This is a genomic window from Saprospiraceae bacterium (genome assembly GCA_026129545.1).
Lineage (GTDB): Bacteria > Bacteroidota > Bacteroidia > Chitinophagales > Saprospiraceae > M3007.
Window position 1 is genome coordinate 264877 of record JAHCHX010000002.1, and the last position, 18580, is coordinate 283456.

The window sequence follows — 18580 nt, forward strand, 5'->3', positions numbered from 1 at the left end:
ATTTTATGACCCAAAGGTACAAGGCCGAGGCGAAGCATAAAAACTGATATTCTTTATGCCTCCATAGCCTTTGCCTATATTTGCCGCTCTCGGACTTTTAATAGCGCAAAGCCAGACCGATTGACAGCAACCCTTGTTAAACATGAATTTGCAACAAATGCACTACATCGTGGCGGTTGACACTTACCGCCACTTCGTGAAGGCCGCCCAAAGCTGCCACGTCACGCAAGCCTCTTTAAGCATGATGGTTCAAAAACTCGAAGAGGAGTTGGGTGTCAAGATATTTGACCGAAGCAGGCACCCCGTCGCGCCGACACCCGTCGGCCAAAAAATCATCGAGCAGGCAAGAATCGTCGTGAGAGAGGCCGCCAAACTCAAAGAGATTGTGGAAGACGAAACCTTGCCCATTAGCGGCACTTTGAGGGTTGGCATCATCCCTACCCTCGCGCCGTACCTCATTCCTTTGTTTTTGCAAAAATTTTTGAGCAAATATCCAAAAGTAAAACTGCAAATCAACGAGCTCACCACCAAAGAAATCGTCGAAAGAATCAAACTAACCCAACTGGACGCGGGCATTTTGGCCGTCCCGCTTAACGACCCCAACTTGGTCGAGGAAACCCTTTTTGAGGAAGAATTTGTGGTTTATTGCTCAAAACTGGACACCCAATTGCAAAAGAAATACCTGCTGCCCGACGAGCTCGACATCAGCCGACTTTGGCTGCTCGACGAGGGGCATTGTATGCGCAATCAGGTCATCAACCTCTGCGCCCTCAAACTCAGCGAGCGGAGCATACACCAGTTCGACCTCTCGGCGGCCAGCATCGAGACCCTGAAAAAAGTGGTTGATATGTACGAGGGCATCACGGTGTTGCCTTATTTGGCCATGCACGACCTAACGCCGTCGCAGAAAAACAACATCCGTTTTTTCAAAGAACCAGCCCCCGCCCGAAAAATCGGCTTGATAAGCTTTCGCTATTTTGTGAAAGAAAAAATGCTCAACGCGCTCAGAGACGAGATACAGGGCTGCATCCCGACAGAAATGCACTCGCATAAAAAAAAGCAGATTCTGGAAATATACGGCATCTGATACAATCGGCACAGTAAGCACGCCGGCGCGCACACAAGACAAACAAACTCGCCGGAGCAAACACCCTCAATTGCAAACACACCACGCATCCACCACGCTCGCCGCCGCGCTTGGCCGAGCGGGCAATCGCGCCCCCCATGCTCACTGCTTTTTCGCCACCCCTTCCAAAAAAGGCACGAACCGAAACGCATCCAGCATTTCCTCCCTGAACTCCGACTCCCCGATGCGCTCTAACCGGTACATATACTGCACATCTTCGCCCACCGGGATGACCAAAATGCCGCCTATGGCCAATTGCTGCCGCAACGCGTCGGGCACTACCGGCGCGCCCGCCGTCACGATGATTTTGTCGTAGGGCGCAAACTCCGGCAAACCTTTCGTGCCATCGCGGAAGTAACATTTCACCGCCCGGATGCCCATGTCGGCCAACAGTTTTTTGGCACTAAAATAAAGCGCCTCTTGCCGCTCCACGGTATAGACCTTGCCCCCCAAAGCGGCCAGAATCGCCGCTTGGTAGCCCGAACCCGTGCCGATCTCGAGCACACGGTCGCCGGGCTTCACGAGCAGCAGAGCCGTTTGGTAAGCCACGGTGAACGGCTGCGATATGGTCTGCTCTTGTCCAATCGGGAAAGGCTTGTCCTCGTAGGCGTGTTCCTCGAAGGCTTTATCCAAGAAAAAGTGGCGCGGCACGGCATTCATGGCAGCCAGCACGGTCTCGTCGGCGATGCCGCGTCGGCGCAGGGCATCCACCATGCGCTTGCGCAATCCTTTGTGGCGATAGGTGTCAGTCAAGGGTAACAACGAATGGTTGGGATGATGAACGATAATGCCTTTTGGCAGAACAGGGGCGGCAGGGTCAAAGGTAGCGCGAAGGAGCCGGGGCTTGGGTGTTTGGGCGTTTATTTTGATGAGAAATACAACTCGCGCTGCCAGATTTTCAGCATAGCGACAAGCGCAATCTGTTCAAAATCAAGGATATCAACCATAGCCACTGAACAAATTCAGGTGAAGCAGGGTATAAAATTGGGCAAAACTACTTCTGATTTCAAATATATTTGCCGCAGAACGAGCCTCCCTACTCTGGACGCTCACTTGGGCTACAACTATCTCGCACAACTTACAACTCTTCATTCACAACTTACAAAACGAATGGCTATTTCTATCAAATTCGGCACCGATGGTTGGCGTGCTATCATCGCCGACGAATACACCGTGGAAAACGTGAAGCGCGTGGCAGAGGCCACCGCCCGTTTCATGCAACAGCGAAAGATGAAAAAGGCCGTCATCGGTCACGATTGCCGTTTCGGGGGGGCGCTTTTCGTCGCCACCACGGCGCGGGTGCTGGGTGCCTACGGCATAAAGTGCCACGTCGCCACCGGATTTGTCAGCACCCCGATGATTAGTTTCGGAGTGGTCAAGTTGAAAGCCGACATTGGGGTGGTCATCACCGCAAGCCACAACCCGCCCACCTACAATGGCTACAAACTCAAGGCTTCTTATGGCGGGCCTTCCATCCCGTCGGACATCGCAGCCGTGGAAGCGCTGCTGCCAGACGTTTGTTCTTTGGACAAACTACCGACCATCGAAGAACTGAAAGCCAAAAAACTGTTCGTGGATGCCGATTTGGAAACGATGTATATCCGCCACGTCAAGAAAAATTTTGACCTAAGAGCCATCAAACAAAACCCCGGCAAACTTGCCTACGATGCCATGTACGGCGCAGGGCAACGGGCGATGCGCAAACTCCTGCCTCGCGCAATATGCTTGCACTGCGACGAGAACCCGGGCATGCACGGCCAAGCACCCGAACCCATCCACCGCAACCTGCTCGGCTTGAGCGAACTGGTGCGCAAAAACCCGAAAATCATCGCGGGCATCGCGCACGACGGCGATGCCGACCGCATCGGGATGTACGACGAGGACGGCAACTTCGTGGACAGCCACCACCTCTTGCTCATTCTTTTGCTTTATCTCTACAAATACAAAAACCTGCGCGGCAAGGTGGTTTTTACCTTCTCCGTCACGGACAAATTGAAAAAAATGGCTGAAAAATTCGGCCTCCCCTACGAAATCACGAAGGTAGGATTCAAGTACATCGCCGAAATCATGACTCAGGAAGACGTGCTGGTGGGTGGCGAGGAATCGGGCGGCTTGGCGGTGAAAGGCCATATCCCGGAGCGCGACGGCATCTGGGTAGGGTTGCTGGTGCTTGAGTTCATGGCCAAAACCGGCAAAACGGTGAAGGGGCTGGTGCAGGAAGTGTATAAGGAAGTGGGTGCTTTTGCCTTCGACCGCGATGATTTGCACATCACGGAAGCTCAAAAGCAGGCCGTCATAAAGGCATGCAACAGCCGCGCTTACACGGCTTTTGGTGCCTACAAAATCCAGCAGGTGGAAGATTTGGACGGCTGGAAATTCCATTTTGGCGACGAAAAATGGGTCATGATACGCGCTTCCGGCACGGAGCCGGTGCTGCGGGTGTATGCCCAAGCAGGGTCGTTGGCCGAAACGCGCAAGATGCTGGATGCCGCTAAGGAGACGATTCTCTGATTATTAACCCTCCAACCTTCAAACCTTGTCCTTTCCATTCCTCATCGCACGGCGCTATCTGTTCGCCAAACGCAGCACGAATGCCATCAACATCATCACTGGCATCTCGGTGCTGGGTGTCGCCATTGGCACGGCGGCGCTGGTGCTGGTATTGTCCGTTTTTAATGGTTTCGAGGATTTGCTGGCAGGGTTGTTTGGTCATTTCAACCCTCAAATAAAAGTGACCGCCGCGAAAGGCAAAACCTTCGAGGCCGACAGCCTGCTGCTTACGCAGCTGCGCGATTTGCCGGGGGTGATGTACCTGAGCGAGACGCTGGAGGAAATCGCGTTCTTCGAATACGAAGGCTCGCAGGATTTTGGGGTGCTGAAAGGTGTGGACGAGTCATTCGCCCGTGTGAACAACATTGACTCCACCGTGCGGGAAGGCGACTACATTTTGCAAGTCGAAGACCGCAACTGCGTCGTGATGGGAGCGGGCGTGCGCAACAAACTCTCCGTCAACGTGCACAATGTGCTCTCGGCCATGACGGTCTATATGCCGACGGAAGAGGCGGGCGGCGTGCTCGACAAGCCTTTCAAAACACGCTTTGTGTACCCAATGGGCACTTTTGCCATCCAACAAGATTTTGACAATCAGTATGTGTTGACGAATATCGCATTCATGCGCGACTTGCTTGGCGTGCCGCCGGGCACGGTGTCGTCGTTGGAAATACGCTGCAAGCCCGGCGCGAAAGTTTCGGAAGTCAAAAAACAGATTCGAGCCGTGTTGGGCGACAGCTTCACGGTGCGAGATGAGTACGAACAAAACGAGGCATTTTTCAAAGTGATGCAACTTGAAAAATGGATGGGCTTTGCAATCACCAGCCTGATGCTGGTGCTCATGGCGTTCAATACCATCGGGGCGCTGTGGATGATTGTCCTCGACAAGCAAAAAGACATTTCCATCCTCAAAAGCATGGGGGCTACTGACAACACGGTGCATCGCATTTTTTTGCTCGAAGGGCTGCTGCTTACCTTGTTGGGCATGGGCATTGGGTTGATGCTGGCGCTGGCGCTCTACTTCGCGCAGAAGACGTGGGGATTGGTCGGCATCCCACAGGGGTTCTTGGTGCAGAGCTACCCCATCGCCATGCGGATGGGCGATTTTGTGCCCGTCATCCTGACCGTTATCAGTATCGGCTTATTGGCAGCGTTGCCGCCAGCGCAGCGGGCGGTACGGGTGCCAGCGTATTTGAGGGAAGAATGAAGGAGGGTTTGAGGGTTGGAGAGCGTGTTCGCAAAACTGTGTCACGGCAATGAGAAAACACAGAGACACGGAGGCACAGAGTTTGGGTTTTCACTCCTTTGAGTGCGGCGTTTGCCGTGTAAAAAAACATACAGGAAGGTTTGACACGCTTTTCTGAACATTCCCGAACAGTCTCCTGAACATTCCCCTGAAGTCTCTCGGTTTTTCTGTATTACTTCAAACCCCCAAACCCTCAGTTGCGCAGCCTAGCGCCCGGCCCGCCCTCGAAGAAGAAATTGTACCCCCGAAAAACTGGGGCAAAAACACCTTCCTGAATCAGCAGAAAACTGTTCTGGTTCACTTCCGCGAAATAGCGGTGAACGTAAGGCATCCCCTCCGGCGTTTGTTGCACTTCCACTGGCCAGAATCGGACCTGCTTTTCCTCCCCATCGGTCTTTTTCACCGTGACAATGGCAAACGGCACCAGCGCCGTCACCGAATCGCGCAAGGGATTGTTCGTCTCATACCCTTCGGCACCCTTGTTTTCAAAAGCCAGCAGATATGCTTCTGGCACACCCTTGCGCAAGGGGTTTTTGTTGGCGGGTGTTGCGCTAAAAAAAGGTTTTACGGTGTAGGTGGCCTCGTCGGTTTTTTCCAACAAAAAAGATTCGCTTCGCTGTTGGGGGTATTCAACCGAAATGGCTTGAATATCGGCGGGTTTTTCGCTAAAAATGGTGCGGTCCATCCAGTCGTCGTCGCCCAAAAGGTAGCGGACGCGCAATTGGCCAACAAATGACGGGATGTGCGTCACATAAGGCTGGTCGGAGCCTTCCATCATCATGTATGTGCCGAGTTCATTGCTTGTCACGCCGCCCACATAGTAGCTTTTCAGCAGCTTGCCCGCTTTGTTGTAAATCTCCACTTTGATGCCCTCCCCGGCGAGGCTCTTCACCATAGTTTTTTCGGAGGCTTTGGTCGGCACATACATCACGTTCACCTTGGCGATGGTTTCGAGCAAGGTGCTGATGGCCGAAGGCCGGGCGCGGGCTTTGCCATTGTAAGTCCAGTGGTCGCCATTGCGTTCGAGCAGCGCGGTGCGGCCTTTGCGGTCGGCCAGAAAAATTTTGTGGATGTCGCCTGTGTTAGGCACGGCAAACTGCATATCCCAGGCGTTGCGGCTGCCTGTTTGAGATTTCTTGTTCAGGGCAACCCAAGCGCCCACGCCCAACAGCACAAACAGGGCTGTCAAAAGCAAAGTCCTTTTCATAAAAATCGTGGTTTTGAATCAACAATGCGCAAAAAAAAATCACACAGTAAGGCGCATTGATTTGGCAGGAAAAATAGTTGGGGCAAAAGTACAAAAAAGTGTGGCCGATTTGATCCGATTGAAAATCAAATGGTTGCCAAGCCCCCAAAAAAAAGTCTGCCCCGCATTGCGCGGAGCAGACACATCAAAACAAAACGAAAAACCAACTTTTTCTTTTTTTCAAACGGTTTATGCTTTCAGACGGTGCGATGTTCGGGGAAGTTGCACCCGCAAATGTTTTTTTTAACAATATTCTTGCGAGCGGGGATGGTTCAATTGTCGCTACGCGCTTTCAAACGCACCGGTATTTCTTTTTCCTTGCCGTCGCGCACCACTGTGAGACTGACCGTGTCGCCGAATTTCAAACGCCCCACCATTTCCCGAAGTTCTGAGGTGGATGTCACGTTTTTGCCATTTATTTTCGTCACGACATCTTTTGGCAACAGGCCCGAATGTGCGGCGGAGCCGTCGTCGTGCACTTTTATCACCGCCACTCCCTGAACGTATTCCACTCCGAGTTTATTGGCCAATTGATTGTCCATCGGGGCAATATCAATGCCAAGGTAGGGGCGGCGATATTCGCCATATTTCACGAGGTCGTCGGCGATGCGTTTCACGAGATTGACCGGGATGGCAAAAGAGTAGCCCGCGAACACGCCAGTGGGGGTGGCGATGGCAGAGTTGATGCCGATGAGCCGCCCTTGCACGTCCACCAATGCACCGCCGGAGTTGCCGGGGTTGACCGCTGCATCCGTCTGAATGAAAGACTCGATGGCCTTGCCCCCTTTGATAATGTTGATGTCGCGGCCTTTTGCGCTGATGATGCCTGCGGTGACCGTCGAGGTCAAGTCGAAAGGATTGCCGACGGCCAACGCCCATTCGCCTACTTTTACGTCGTCAGAATTGCCGAGCTCGATGGCGGGCAAGTTTTTTGCGTCAATCTTGATGACGGCCATGTCCGTGTTTTCGTCGCGGCCCACGAGGCGTGCCTTGAACTGGCGCCCGTCGTGCAGTGTCACGTCGAATTCATCGGCGAAAGCGATGACGTGGTTGTTGGTCAGGATGTAGCCGTCGGATGTGTAAATCACCCCCGAACCCGTACCCGAGCGCGGCTGCGGCTGGAAATCGAAGCTGCGGCCAAAGAAGTACTCGAAGGGGTCGGAATAACGGCGCTCTTGTTGGCGCTGCCGGGCGAGCTGCTGGCTTTCGGAAGCCTTGATGTGCACCACTGTTGGCATGGACTTTTCGGCGGCCTTCGTGAAGTCAAACGAAGGAGGCACGTTGCCGTAGTTGATGTGGCGCACCACAGGAGCGGGCGCGGTGTTTACTTGGGGTTTTTCAAAGAACTTCGCTGCGCCAAACGTCATCAAACCGCCTATGGCGCCTGCGAGGAGCGTTGACCAGAATTTATTCATAACTCGTGCTGATTTTAAAATTTATGTTTTGCTAACTTTGTTTGCAAGACGCAGACTGAAACGAAGATGCGATTGAATTGCTGCTGGTTTTTGGCATTTTAACGCTGCATTAACCATGCCTTTGCCGCCTTTCTCCGTCCGTTGTTTCGTCAACAAAACCTGTGCTAAACGACTGTTTTTTGACAATATGTCAGTCCAACTGTTTTTGCCCGACCAACAGCGATGCCTAACCGACCAATACCGCCCATGAAGCGCCTTTTGGATGCCCCGGGCGCACTTGAAGATTTACTGCGACCGGAGACCCCGCTCGAAAGGCGATTGCTTGCGACGGAGGAGTTCCGTCATGGCCTGCTTTGGGGGGAGCCGCGATTCGGCCACCCAGAGGGCAAGGTTGCGTTCCATGTGCGCGAAGTGTTTGACAACATTGACCTGATTCCTCGCCTCTCCACACTCCAACGCGAACAACTCCGCCTCATCACGCTGGCCCACGACACGTTCAAATACGCCGAAGACCGCTCGCGCCCGCGCGACTGGCAAAAACATCACGGCATGTTGGCACGGCGCTTCATGGAATCACATACGAGCGACCGCGTCGTGTTGGATGTCATAGAGACCCACGACGATGCCTACTACGCTTGGTTGGGCGAAAAACATGGGCAATGGCCCGCCGGGAAAACCCTCCACGCACTCCTCACCCGGCTCGACTACTGCCTGCAACTCTACTACCTGTTCTTCAAATGCGACACTCAAACGGGCGACAAGACCCAAGCGCCCCTCAAGTGGTTTGAGCGGGTAGTGGGAGGCATCGAGGTAATGGCCTTGCGCGAGGTGATGCAGACTGAGTAGGCATTATATTTTCTATCCAATACCACCTTACTTTTGCGCCTTCCAAAATGACGCGCGATGTGACGGCAGATAGGTTTGTCCCCGCGCTTTGACCGCCGCGAATCGTATATTGCCCAACAATGAAAAAAAGACACCTCGTTACCGCCGCCCTACCTTACGCCAATGGCCCGTTGCATATCGGCCATTTGGCTGGCGCCTATTTGCCCGCCGATATTTATGTGCGCTACCTGCGATTGATGGGGCGCGATGTCGTGTTTGTGTGTGGCTCCGACGAACACGGCGCGGCCATCACCGTGAAAGCCCGCAAGGAGGGCACCACACCCCGCGCCATTGTGGACAAGTACCACGCGGTGCTTAAAGATACCTTTGAAAAAATCGGCATCGCGTTCGACATTTATCACCGCACTTCCGAGCCGCTTCACCACGAGACTTCGCAGGATTTTTTCAGAACCCTCCTCAAAAACAACCAGTTCGAGGAAAAAGAAAGCGACCAGTATTTCGACGAGGTCGCGGGGCAGTTTCTTGCCGACCGCTACATCGTCGGCACCTGTCCGGTGTGCGCTCACCCTGAAGCCTACGGCGACCAATGCGAAAAATGCGGCTCCACCCTCAGCCCGACAGATTTAATCAACCCCAAATCCACGCTTAGTGGCTCGGTGCCTGTCATGCGCCCCACCAAGCATTGGTATCTTCGCCTCGACCAACACGAAAAATGGCTGCGCGAGTGGATTAACACCGGCAGAACCACCGAAGGGGAAAAGCAATTGCACAACCCGGCAGACTGGAAAAACCATGTGCTGGGCCAATGCAACAGCTGGCTCGAACAAGGGCTTCAGCCCCGCGCCATGACCCGCGACCTCGATTGGGGCGTGGATGTGCCGCACGAAATACCCGGCTCGGAAGGCAAAAAACTTTATGTGTGGCTCGACGCGCCCATCGGCTACATTTCGGCGACGAAACAGTGGGCGCTTGACAACAACAAAGACTGGAAACCTTATTGGCAAAACGACGACACGGCGTTGATTCACTTCATCGGAAAAGACAACATCGTGTTTCACTGCCTCATTTTCCCGGCCATCTTGAAAGCGCATGGCGAGTTCATCCTCCCCGTCAACGTGCCTGCCAACCAATTCCTCAACCTCGAAGGGCGCAAACTTTCGACCTCGAAAAACTGGGCCGTGTGGGTGCACGAGTACTGCGAGGAATTCAAGGGACAAGAAGATGTGCTGCGCTACAACATGATTAAAAAAATGCCCGAACAAAGCGACAGCGAGTTCACTTGGAAGGGCTTTCAAGAGACCAACAACAACGAACTGGTGAACAACCTCGCCAACTTTGTGAACCGCGTGTTGGTGCTCATGCACAAATACTACGACGGTCTGGTGCCATCCGTCAATCCCGACCAGTCGTTCAAAAGTGGCTGGGATGCGGAAAAAACAGGACAGTACAACGAGGAGTTGCACCTGCTGCATCAGAAATTGGAAGCGATGGGCACCGAAATCGAGCGCTTCGACTTCCGCGAGGCGCTGCGAATTTTTATGGAAATATCAAGCGCAGGCAACGCGCTCCTGCAATTCAACGAGCCGTGGAAAACAGAGAAGGAAAACCCGGAGATGGTGAAAGTGGTGATGAACCTCGCGCTCCAGCACGTCGCCGCACTCTCCGTCGCCGCTCGGCCTTTCCTGCCATTCGCAGCCGCCAAATTGCGCGACATGCTCAACCTAGCTCCCCTGCAAGATGAAGGCGACTTGCTCGGCCTGCTCAACGAACTCGTGGAAGGCAACCCCATTGTGCTGCCCAACCACGCCATCGGGCAGGCCGCGCATCTTTTCAGCCGCATTCCCGACGAGGTGATTCAAAAACAAATTGACAAATTGACAGCCACCGACCCAGCCCCTACCATCACCAAGCAGGAACAACCGAACACCACACCTTCACCATCAAAATACGAACCTTTGAAAGAGACGATTCAATTCGATGATTTCGCCAAAATGGACCTGCGCACAGGCACCATTCTCACCGCCGAAAAAGTGGAAAAATCCAAAAAACTGCTCAAACTCAGCGTGGATATGGGCTTCGAGACGCGCACCATCCTCTCCGGCATCGCCGAGCATTTCACGCCCGAGGAAGTGGTGGGCAAACAGGTCGTCGTGCTCGCCAACCTCGCTCCCCGCGTGATGATGGGCACCGAGTCGCAAGGCATGATTTTGTTCGCCGAGGATTCGGAAGGCAAGCTGGGCTTCGTCGGCCCGTCAGCCGACGGTTGGCCCAACGGGATGGGCGTGAAATGAGTTTTCTGCCATGCCCGCAAAAGACGATTTTGGGCAGAAGTCTACTTCGCTCCGCCAAGTTTTGGGCATGGCTAAAAGCGCAATCTGCTCAAAATCAGGGACGGCAATCATGTTCATCTGACAAATCCTAGCGAATCAAAGTGTAGTTTTTATGTCCAAACTGCGGTGCGGCCTTGGGGCGCAAAACACCCAGCCGCGTTAAACCTATCCACCTATTCCTCGTCTTAGCCACTCAAACAGAACAACTTGCAAGCCGCCGCGACGAACAATCCTTTGTCAGACGAACAGATTTTGGAACTGTTGCACTCGGACACCACGTTCGAGCGCGGTTTTCGGGTGCTGATGACGCAATACAAGGAACGCCTCTACTGGCACATCCGACGCTTGGTGTTGGTGCACGAAGATGCCGACGATGTGCTGCAAAACACGTTTATCAAGATTTACAAAGGCATCTTGCAATTTGAGGGCAAATCCAAGCTCTACACTTGGCTTTACCGCATCGCAACCAACGAGGCCATCACATACCTGCAAGGCAAAGCACGCCACGCGGCCTCGTCACTCGACGACGCGACCACCTTGCTTAGCCACCGCTTGCAGGCAGATGCGTGGTTCGACGGCGACGCGGTGCAAGCCAAGTTGCAGCAGGCGATAGCTCGATTGCCCGAAAAACAGCGACTGGTGTTCAATCTTCGATACTACAACGAAATGCCTTATGAGGAAATGTCGGCGCTGCTCCACACCTCGGAAGGCGCGCTCAAAGCATCATTCCATCACGCGGTGAAAAAAGTGGAGGCTGCGTTCAAAGAAGACGACAACCTCTAAAACATACCCGAGCCACACAAAACCAACCACTTGACAATGAACAAGGAAACATTAAACGACGAATTGAAACCCCTGTCGCCATGGCTGCACGGCATGAAGCAGCGCGACGATGGGTTCCGAGTGCCAGACGGCTATTTCGACGCAGTGGAAGAAGCTGTGCTCAACCAAGTCAAAGCCGCCGACGCGCTCCGAAAACCCGTGCTTGCAAGTCGCAGGGGCGGATTGTTTGCCATGCTCGCACGACCCAAAGTGGCATGGCCCGCCATAGCAGCCACCCTTGCGTTGGTCGTGAGCGCGGTATGGTTTTTCCGCTCTGCCAATGTCGCGCCCACCCCTGCCGATTGGGCCAGCCAAGAGTTGACAGAAGAAGAAATCGAGGCCTTTTTGCTGGAAAATATCGGCGACTTTGAAGCGGAACAACTCTTCTCCATCACCGTCGCCGACCAATCCGCTCAAACCAACAAAACCGAACAGCCCTTGACGACGGACGAACTTTCAAAGGAAGAGTTGGAGTGGCTGCTCAAGGAACTGAGCCATGAAGAATTGGAACAACTACTCAAAACCTAAATGTTCACTCCCTCAATCAATGTTCTCGCACATGAAGCGCCTGTTTTTTGTTTTTTTGTCAACGATATTCACACCGCTTGTCGCCCTGAACGCGCAAGACGGAATGTCTGACCGCATCAAGGCATTGCGCAGTGAAATCTACACGCGCGTACTGAACCTGACCCCCGACGAGGCAGACAAGTTCTGGCCCATTTTTTACGAGTACAACAACAACAAGGAAACCCTGCAAAAGCAGCTCCGCCCCGAAACCAGCATTGACAACATGAGCGACCAAGAGGTGGAAGAATATGTGAAAAAACGGTTCGAGATTCAGCAAAAAGAACTCGATTTGGAAAAAGAGTTTGTGCAAAAGCTCCGCAAAGTGCTGCCGATTCGCAAAATCGCCAAACTACCCCGCGCCGAACGCGAATTCAGGGAATCCCTCATTCGGCGCTTGCAGGAGGCACGCGAAAAACGCCAAGAGCGGCGCTCGCCGGGCGGAAAAAACCGGTAAATGTCCAGCAGCATGGCAGCAGGCTTGTCGCGCCGGCTCACTCACAAAAAAAAGTCGGCGGCAATGCCGTCGGCGAGGAACTTGCCCGTCCGAGTGAGGCGATAATGCTCCCCTACCCGCTCCATCACGCCGCGTTCCAAAAACATCTTGGCCCCCTGCTCGAAATGCGCGGCAAACCGCCCCCCCATGCCTCTAATCACGTCCATGTCGGCGCCCCACATCGTGCGGAGCGAGGTCATCACATATTCGTTGAAACGTTGGGCAGGCGTGAGTGTCTCCCGCTCGTACGGCACTTGATTGTTGGCCAAAGCCTTGATATAGTGCGCGTTGTTTGCCACGTTCCATTGGCGGCTGTACCCGTCGAACGAGTGCGCCGAAGGGCCGATGCCGAGGTATGGCTCTCCGCGCCAGTAACCGCTGTTGTGGCGGGCATAATGTTCGGGCAAAGCAAAATTGGATATTTCATAATGCTCATAGCCATGCGCGGCGGCAGTCTCCATCAAGTATTCAAACTGGCGAGCAGCCTTCTCTTCGTCCACAGGCAGTTGTTGCCCCTTGCGCACCCAAGCACCCAGCGCCGTCCCCTCTTCCACCGTGAGGCAATAGCAAGACAAATGCGGGATGCCAAAATCAAACACCCTCCGCAGATTTTCGGCCCACTGCGCATCCGAAGTCGTAGGCGAGCCATAAATCAAATCAACGGAAAGCGCATCGAACCCAACGCTTAAGGCATCGCGCAGACAATCTTGGGCATGGGCGGCGGTGTGGGCGCGGTTCATCCAGCGCAAATCCTCATCGCTGAACGATTGGATGCCGATGCTCAGGCGATTGACGGGCGTGTGTTGACGCAAGGCGTTCAGTTTTTCCAATGTCAAATCGTCAGGATTAGCCTCGAGGGTGATTTCCGCGTCAGGTGCCACGCGGTGCAATGCCGTGATTTTGGAAAAAATCTGTTCCAATTCTCCAATTTCCAACAAAGAAGGCGTGCCGCCGCCCAAATAAATGGAAGAAAGAGCGGCCCCGCCCAGAAAGTCGCGTTGCAATTCCAATTCGTTCAGCAAAGCCGCCACGAGCGCCTCCTTGTGCCGCAAAGAGGTAGAAAAATGAAAGTTGCAATAATGGCACGCTTGTTTGCAAAACGGAACGTGGAGATAAAGACCGAGCATAAAAACAGTTCGATGTTGGAAGGACTGCGCTCAAACACTTTCCACGAACGCAAGCGCCCGTTGTTCCGACCAAGAAAACTCGTAGTTGGTGCGTGTTTGAAAACCACAGTGACCACCGTGTTCGGGCATTTCAAGATAAAAATATGGGTGTTCGGACGCAATCTCCGTTGGCATGCAAGCCTGTGTCAGGATAGGGTCGTTTTGAGCGTTCACGAGCAAGGTAGGCACCCGGATACCTGCGATAAAATTCTTGGCCGAGGCATTTTGATAAAAATCCGCCGCATCGCGGTAGCCACAGATGGGGGCGCTGAAGTGCTCGTCGAAGTCGCGCCAGCGCCGCACCTGTTCAAGTTTGGACAGGTCGAGCCGACCGGGAAACCGAGCATCCTTTTCCTTGATTTTCCTTACCAACGCCCGCATGAACCGGCGGCGATAGAAGGCGTTTTCCCAACGGTCGAGCGCCTTCGAGCCTGATTCCAAATCGCAAGGCGCTGAAAAGACGGCGGCAGCGCGAATTTGAGCGGGCGCTTGTTCGCCTTGCACGCCGAGATATTTCATCGTGATGTTGGCTCCCATGCTGTAGCCCACGAGTGCAACGGACTCGTACACGTTCGTTTGCAAAGCATGGCGCACCACCGTGCCAATATCTTCCGTGTCGCCATGGTGATACATCCGAAAAGCGCGGTTCATCTCGCCGGAGCAGGAACGGCAATTCCACGCGAGCACATCCCATCCATGCTGGGCAAAGAGTTTGGCGGTGCCGCGAATGTACTGTCGGGTGGAGTTGCCCTCCAGCCCGTGTGTCAGGATGACGAGCCGTCGGTTGCGTCGCCTAATCCAGTCGAGGTCGAGAAAATCCCCATCGGGAGTTTCGATTCTTTCGCGTTCGTACTCGACCCCTTGCACGCGGCGAAAGATGCCGGGGCCTAACGTTTGGAGGTGGCCATTGTATTGCCAAGTCGGCGGGCCGGGATAAGTGGAGCGTTCTATTAGCGGCATGGGAAAAAAACGCACAAAGGAACCCAAAATTGGGAACATGGAACAAAACGTCACAGCGAAATGCCGCGCTTCCAAGGGATAAAATCATCTTGGCCGAGGCGAACGGCAGCCACTTGGGTTTGCCCACTGGCCACCTTCACCACATATTCCAGCAACTGTTCGGCGGCTTGCTCTATGGTCAGCTCGCCGTTGATGATGCCTCCCGCATCGAAATCAATGATGTCGGGCATACGCCGAGCGAGCGCGGAATTGCTCGACACTTTCACCACCGGGGCTATGGGATTGCCCGTCGGGGTGCCAAGCCCCGTGGTGAAGAGCACTACCGTCGCCCCGGCAGCCACCTCAGCAGTAGTGCTTTCCACATCATTGCCGGGCGTGCAAAGCAGGCTCAGACCGGGCTTGGCCACTTTTTCGGGATAGTCCAGCACATCTACGATGGGCGAGGTACCGCCTTTTTTGGCTGCGCCAGCCGATTTGATGGCATCGGTAATCAACCCGTCGCGGATGTTGCCCGGCGAGGGATTCATGTCAAAGCCGCTGCCAACCGCTTGGGCTCGCTGATTATAGACAGACATCAATTCCGAAAAACGCTCGGCGGTGGCGGTGGTGGCGCATCGGTCGCAGAGCTCTTGCTCCACGCCACACAATTCGGGAAACTCCGACAACACGACGGAGCCACCCAGCGCGACCAACATATCGGACAAATGGCCCAATGTGGGGTTGGCAGAGATACCCGAAAAACCGTCAGAACCACCGCACTCCAATCCAATGCAGAGCTTTGAAAGCGGTGCAGGGCGGCGTTCGAGGCGGTTGGCCTCCATCAGCCCCGCAAAGGTCTGCTTGAGGGCAATACCCAAAAGGTCGGTCTCGGTGCCAACTTTTTGCTGCTCCAACACCACCAAAGGTTTTTGAAAATGCGGCGCACGGCGGCGCACCTCCTCCATCAGCATGGACACCTGCGCGTGTTGGCAGCCAAGACTCAACACGGTGGCACCCGCCACGTTGGGATGCGTGATATATCCCGCCAACAAACCACAAAGGGCCTGAGCATCCTGCCGAGTGCCGCCACAGCCTCCCTCGTGCGTCAAAAATTTCACCCCGTCCACATTCTGGAAAAACCGCTTCGATGTCGGGGCAGGAGCCGCAAACAAGTCTGCCTCCAAAATATCCTCCACACTCTTCCCTGTTTCATACAAAGCCATCAGTTGGCGCGTTTGCGTTCGGTAGTTGTGTTGCTTTCCGTAGCCCAAATCATGCACCAATGCCTCGCGCAGCACCTCCACGTTGCGGTTTTCACAAAAAACCATCGGGACGACCAACCAATAGTTCGCCGTGCCGACCGAGCCGTCGGGCCGGTGGTAGCCGAGAAAAGAGCGAGCCCGCCATTTCGACACCTCTGGGGCTTGCCACACGCTCTTTTCGGCGGCACGAAGCGCAAAACCCTCTGTGGCGTGTTGCAAATTGGCCGTGGAGAGCAGCCCCCCGGCGGCTATCGGGCTTTGCGCCTTGCCCACCAGCACCCCGTACATCCGCACGGCATCGCCTGTTTGAAGCGCGTGTGCGGCAAACTTGTGCTTGGCGGGAATGTCCTCGACCAGCGTCCAGGCATGGCCGTTGAGATGCACCGTTTCCCCTTTAGCGAGGTCGGTCAACGCCACCACTGCGTTGTCGGTTGAGTGTATTTGTAGAATCTTCTGTTTCATACAGGGCAAATAACGCAGAAATCTCAGTTTCAAAGATAATTCATGGGAACGGACAATGGTTGAGATGATGATGAGTGTGTTTTGATGCAACAGACGGGGAAGTAAATGATGTGATATTGTCGGGGAAACTCACACCACCCTCGGCGCCAACAACTCGTACAGCGCCCGGGTCACGATGCGCGAGAGCAAAATCGAGAAAATGAGGCCGCCGATGAGGACGTAGGCCAATGGCGAATAGAGCGGATTCTCCTCGATGGCGATGGGCGTGAGGCCGCCGATAGCCGTGAGCCAAGTCAGCAAAATCGGCACGAAGCGAATCTCGCCCGCTTCCTGAATCGCGTCGTCTAGACTTCGACCTTCGGCGTGGAGTTGGTTGGTGAAATCCACGAGCAGAATCGAGTTTTTCACCTCGATGCCCATGAGCGCGATGAGACCGACCACCACCGTGAACGAGAACGGGGTGAAGATGTAAATTGAAAAAGATGAGGAGACGGTCTTTGTCGCGTTCTAGTGTCTTCACCAAGTTGAACGACGAAATGTGTAGATATAAGCCAACTTCAGCACCGATTTGCATTTTTATTTTTTTTGTAAAAACTTAGGCATCCAACCCAAGTCAATGCAAAATTGTTTTAGCGAATAAATCCGGTTGATGGAGTTATCGAATGACATATCGGTATTGAAGGATTTGGTCACGGCCTTGCTTGCGAAGGTGGAGGCACTGGAATCCGAGAACGCCGCCCTTCGGGCGGAGAATGCCGAATTGCGTTCGCGCCTAAAGATGAACAGCAAGAACAGTCACAAGCCGCCGTCGTCAGATGGTTTGTCCAAGAAACCGGGCCTTCCAAAAGACCCGCCCAAAAAGAGCGGCGGCCAGTCTGGGCACATCGGCGAAAGACACAATTTCGAGTTCAATTACCGTCACGCCCTCTGAGGCTAATCCTTTTTGGGGCTTTTTCCAGCTCCGGCACTTCGCCCGGACCGGCAGAGGATTGACCGCCCTGCGTGGACAGCCCCATGGTCTGTGGTTTGGTGTGTTGGCGGCGCACCACCAGCGCCGGGGCAAGCGATCTATAGGGCGGTGGCGAGGCTTAACTTAATGGGGTTGATGCTTTGTTGGATGATTTACTTTGCCAATATTTCAAGTATTGATTGATAGTTTTCAATTGGAACAGGGTGGTCAACTAATTCCTGTAGTTCTGAGTAATCAAAGGCTTCTCTGTCTTTAAGACGTTCAACTGTAATAAATGACATTCCCATTCGAGCTAATGCTGGGGCACTTTCACTTTTAATTCCAAAACTCTTTAAAATCTTTACTGATTCAACAACACCATAAAGGGAAGCAACTTCAAGAGGTTTAAAATCCTTCCTCAAAGTTGAATTTTTTGTTAGACTTATTCCATTTTTATTTAATATCCTTAATCGTTCTGGTTCAAATTTTATTGAATAAAATATATCGAAATCAACCTCCGCTTCTAACTCATCCTGTAGCATATCTTTATTATGCTTTCTATAATCTTGGCTTCTTCTTTCGTATGAAATAATGCAAGCAAGCATATTGTAAAAAACGTACCAAGGGACTTCTTTTTTTGCTATTACCGAGATATTTCTAACATTAATACTTTCTTTATATCGTTCTTGCATGGCTCTAATATCTTCAATAGTAAGGCTTGGAACTCCAACAATCTTTCTAATTCTTGAAGTAGTAACACCATAATTGTTATAAATCCCAATTACAGCCTTTATAAGGTCTTTTGTTCTAACTATATCTGAATATTTTTCTCCATTGGGATGAGCATAATAATTGATGAAGTCTCCATAAATGCTTTCTTTGAGTGGCGTAAATGGTGATGCTCCTGCTTGAAGTAATATTTTTAAAGTTTCAAAATCACCTTGGAGTACTGCTTCAGCAATTGGGATAGTGTCATTAATGCCGTCTAAATTAGCACCTTCATTAATTAAGGTTTGAACACTTGAAGTATTTCCACTTCCAATTGCATTTAAAAGTTGCCTTTGTTCTTCTGGATTAAGTTTGTTTGATGGCAAACCGCATCCAAATTGCACTACCAAGACAAGGAAAAATAAGATTAAATTTTTCATGCTGCAATTTTTT

Annotated in this window: 17 protein-coding genes; 9 read left to right on the forward strand and 8 right to left on the reverse strand. The window is 53.0% G+C overall.

Annotated features, from left to right (window positions below):
- The first annotated feature begins 142 nt into the window (after positions 1-142).
- Complete coding sequence (locus tag KIS77_15355; GenBank protein MCW5923721.1) at positions 143-1087, forward strand: LysR family transcriptional regulator; 945 nt, start codon at positions 143-145, stop codon at positions 1085-1087.
- 141 nt (positions 1088-1228) lie between these two features.
- Here KIS77_15355 and KIS77_15360 read toward each other — a convergent pair whose 3' ends face one another.
- On the reverse strand, positions 1229-1840 hold the full coding sequence (locus KIS77_15360; GenBank protein MCW5923722.1) for a protein-L-isoaspartate(D-aspartate) O-methyltransferase: 612 nt from the start codon (positions 1838-1840) through the stop codon (positions 1229-1231).
- Between the two features lie 396 nt (positions 1841-2236).
- Here KIS77_15360 and KIS77_15365 point away from each other — a divergent pair, with 396 nt between their 5' ends.
- Positions 2237-3637, forward strand: a complete 1401-nt coding sequence (locus KIS77_15365; GenBank protein ID MCW5923723.1) for a phosphoglucomutase/phosphomannomutase family protein — start codon at positions 2237-2239, stop codon at positions 3635-3637.
- A gap of 25 nt (positions 3638-3662) precedes the next feature.
- Positions 3663-4883, forward strand: a complete 1221-nt coding sequence (locus KIS77_15370; GenBank protein ID MCW5923724.1) for an ABC transporter permease — start codon at positions 3663-3665, stop codon at positions 4881-4883.
- Between the two features lie 232 nt (positions 4884-5115).
- On the opposite strand, the gene KIS77_15375 is transcribed toward KIS77_15370, so the two are convergent.
- Positions 5116-6129, reverse strand: coding sequence for a DUF4340 domain-containing protein (locus KIS77_15375; protein MCW5923725.1), 1014 nt, complete (start codon positions 6127-6129; stop codon positions 5116-5118).
- A gap of 311 nt (positions 6130-6440) precedes the next feature.
- Positions 6441-7583, reverse strand: coding sequence for a trypsin-like peptidase domain-containing protein (locus KIS77_15380; GenBank protein ID MCW5923726.1), 1143 nt, complete (start codon positions 7581-7583; stop codon positions 6441-6443).
- Positions 7584-7829: 246 nt separating this feature from the next.
- On the opposite strand from KIS77_15380, the gene KIS77_15385 reads away from it, so the two are divergent.
- The 5 genes from KIS77_15385 (at position 7830) to KIS77_15405 (ending at position 12602) form a co-directional block, all read left to right on the forward strand.
- Positions 7830-8429, forward strand: coding sequence for a hypothetical protein (locus KIS77_15385; protein MCW5923727.1), 600 nt, complete (start codon positions 7830-7832; stop codon positions 8427-8429).
- Positions 8430-8548: 119 nt separating this feature from the next.
- A complete protein-coding gene (metG, locus tag KIS77_15390) occupies positions 8549-10720 on the forward strand; it encodes a methionine--tRNA ligase (GenBank protein ID MCW5923728.1) in 2172 nt (723 codons plus the stop codon).
- A gap of 342 nt (positions 10721-11062) precedes the next feature.
- Positions 11063-11542: an RNA polymerase sigma factor gene (locus KIS77_15395; GenBank protein ID MCW5923729.1), complete on the forward strand. Its 480-nt coding sequence runs from the start codon at positions 11063-11065 to the stop codon at positions 11540-11542.
- Positions 11543-11578: 36 nt separating this feature from the next.
- Positions 11579-12109: a hypothetical protein gene (locus KIS77_15400; GenBank protein ID MCW5923730.1), complete on the forward strand. Its 531-nt coding sequence runs from the start codon at positions 11579-11581 to the stop codon at positions 12107-12109.
- Between the two features lie 31 nt (positions 12110-12140).
- Complete coding sequence (locus KIS77_15405; protein MCW5923731.1) at positions 12141-12602, forward strand: hypothetical protein; 462 nt, start codon at positions 12141-12143, stop codon at positions 12600-12602.
- A gap of 41 nt (positions 12603-12643) precedes the next feature.
- On the opposite strand, the gene hemW is transcribed toward KIS77_15405, so the two are convergent.
- The 4 genes from hemW to KIS77_15425 all read right to left on the reverse strand — a co-directional run bounded on the left by hemW (position 12644) and on the right by KIS77_15425 (position 16890).
- On the reverse strand, positions 12644-13768 hold the full coding sequence (hemW, locus tag KIS77_15410; GenBank protein ID MCW5923732.1) for a radical SAM family heme chaperone HemW: 1125 nt from the start codon (positions 13766-13768) through the stop codon (positions 12644-12646).
- 30 nt (positions 13769-13798) lie between these two features.
- Complete coding sequence (locus tag KIS77_15415; GenBank protein ID MCW5923733.1) at positions 13799-14767, reverse strand: alpha/beta fold hydrolase; 969 nt, start codon at positions 14765-14767, stop codon at positions 13799-13801.
- Positions 14768-14817: 50 nt separating this feature from the next.
- Complete coding sequence (locus KIS77_15420; GenBank protein ID MCW5923734.1) at positions 14818-16470, reverse strand: altronate dehydratase; 1653 nt, start codon at positions 16468-16470, stop codon at positions 14818-14820.
- 129 nt (positions 16471-16599) lie between these two features.
- Positions 16600-16890 carry an efflux RND transporter permease subunit gene (locus KIS77_15425; GenBank protein ID MCW5923735.1) on the reverse strand — a complete coding sequence of 97 codons (291 nt, stop codon included), beginning with the start codon at positions 16888-16890 and terminating at the stop codon, positions 16600-16602.
- A 229-nt stretch (positions 16891-17119) separates the two neighbouring features.
- On the opposite strand from KIS77_15425, the gene KIS77_15430 reads away from it, so the two are divergent.
- Positions 17120-17401, forward strand: coding sequence for a hypothetical protein (locus tag KIS77_15430; protein ID MCW5923736.1), 282 nt, complete (start codon positions 17120-17122; stop codon positions 17399-17401).
- 191 nt (positions 17402-17592) lie between these two features.
- On the opposite strand, the gene KIS77_15435 is transcribed toward KIS77_15430, so the two are convergent.
- Positions 17593-18567, reverse strand: coding sequence for a hypothetical protein (locus tag KIS77_15435; protein MCW5923737.1), 975 nt, complete (start codon positions 18565-18567; stop codon positions 17593-17595).
- Between the last annotated feature and the right edge of the window lie 13 nt (positions 18568-18580).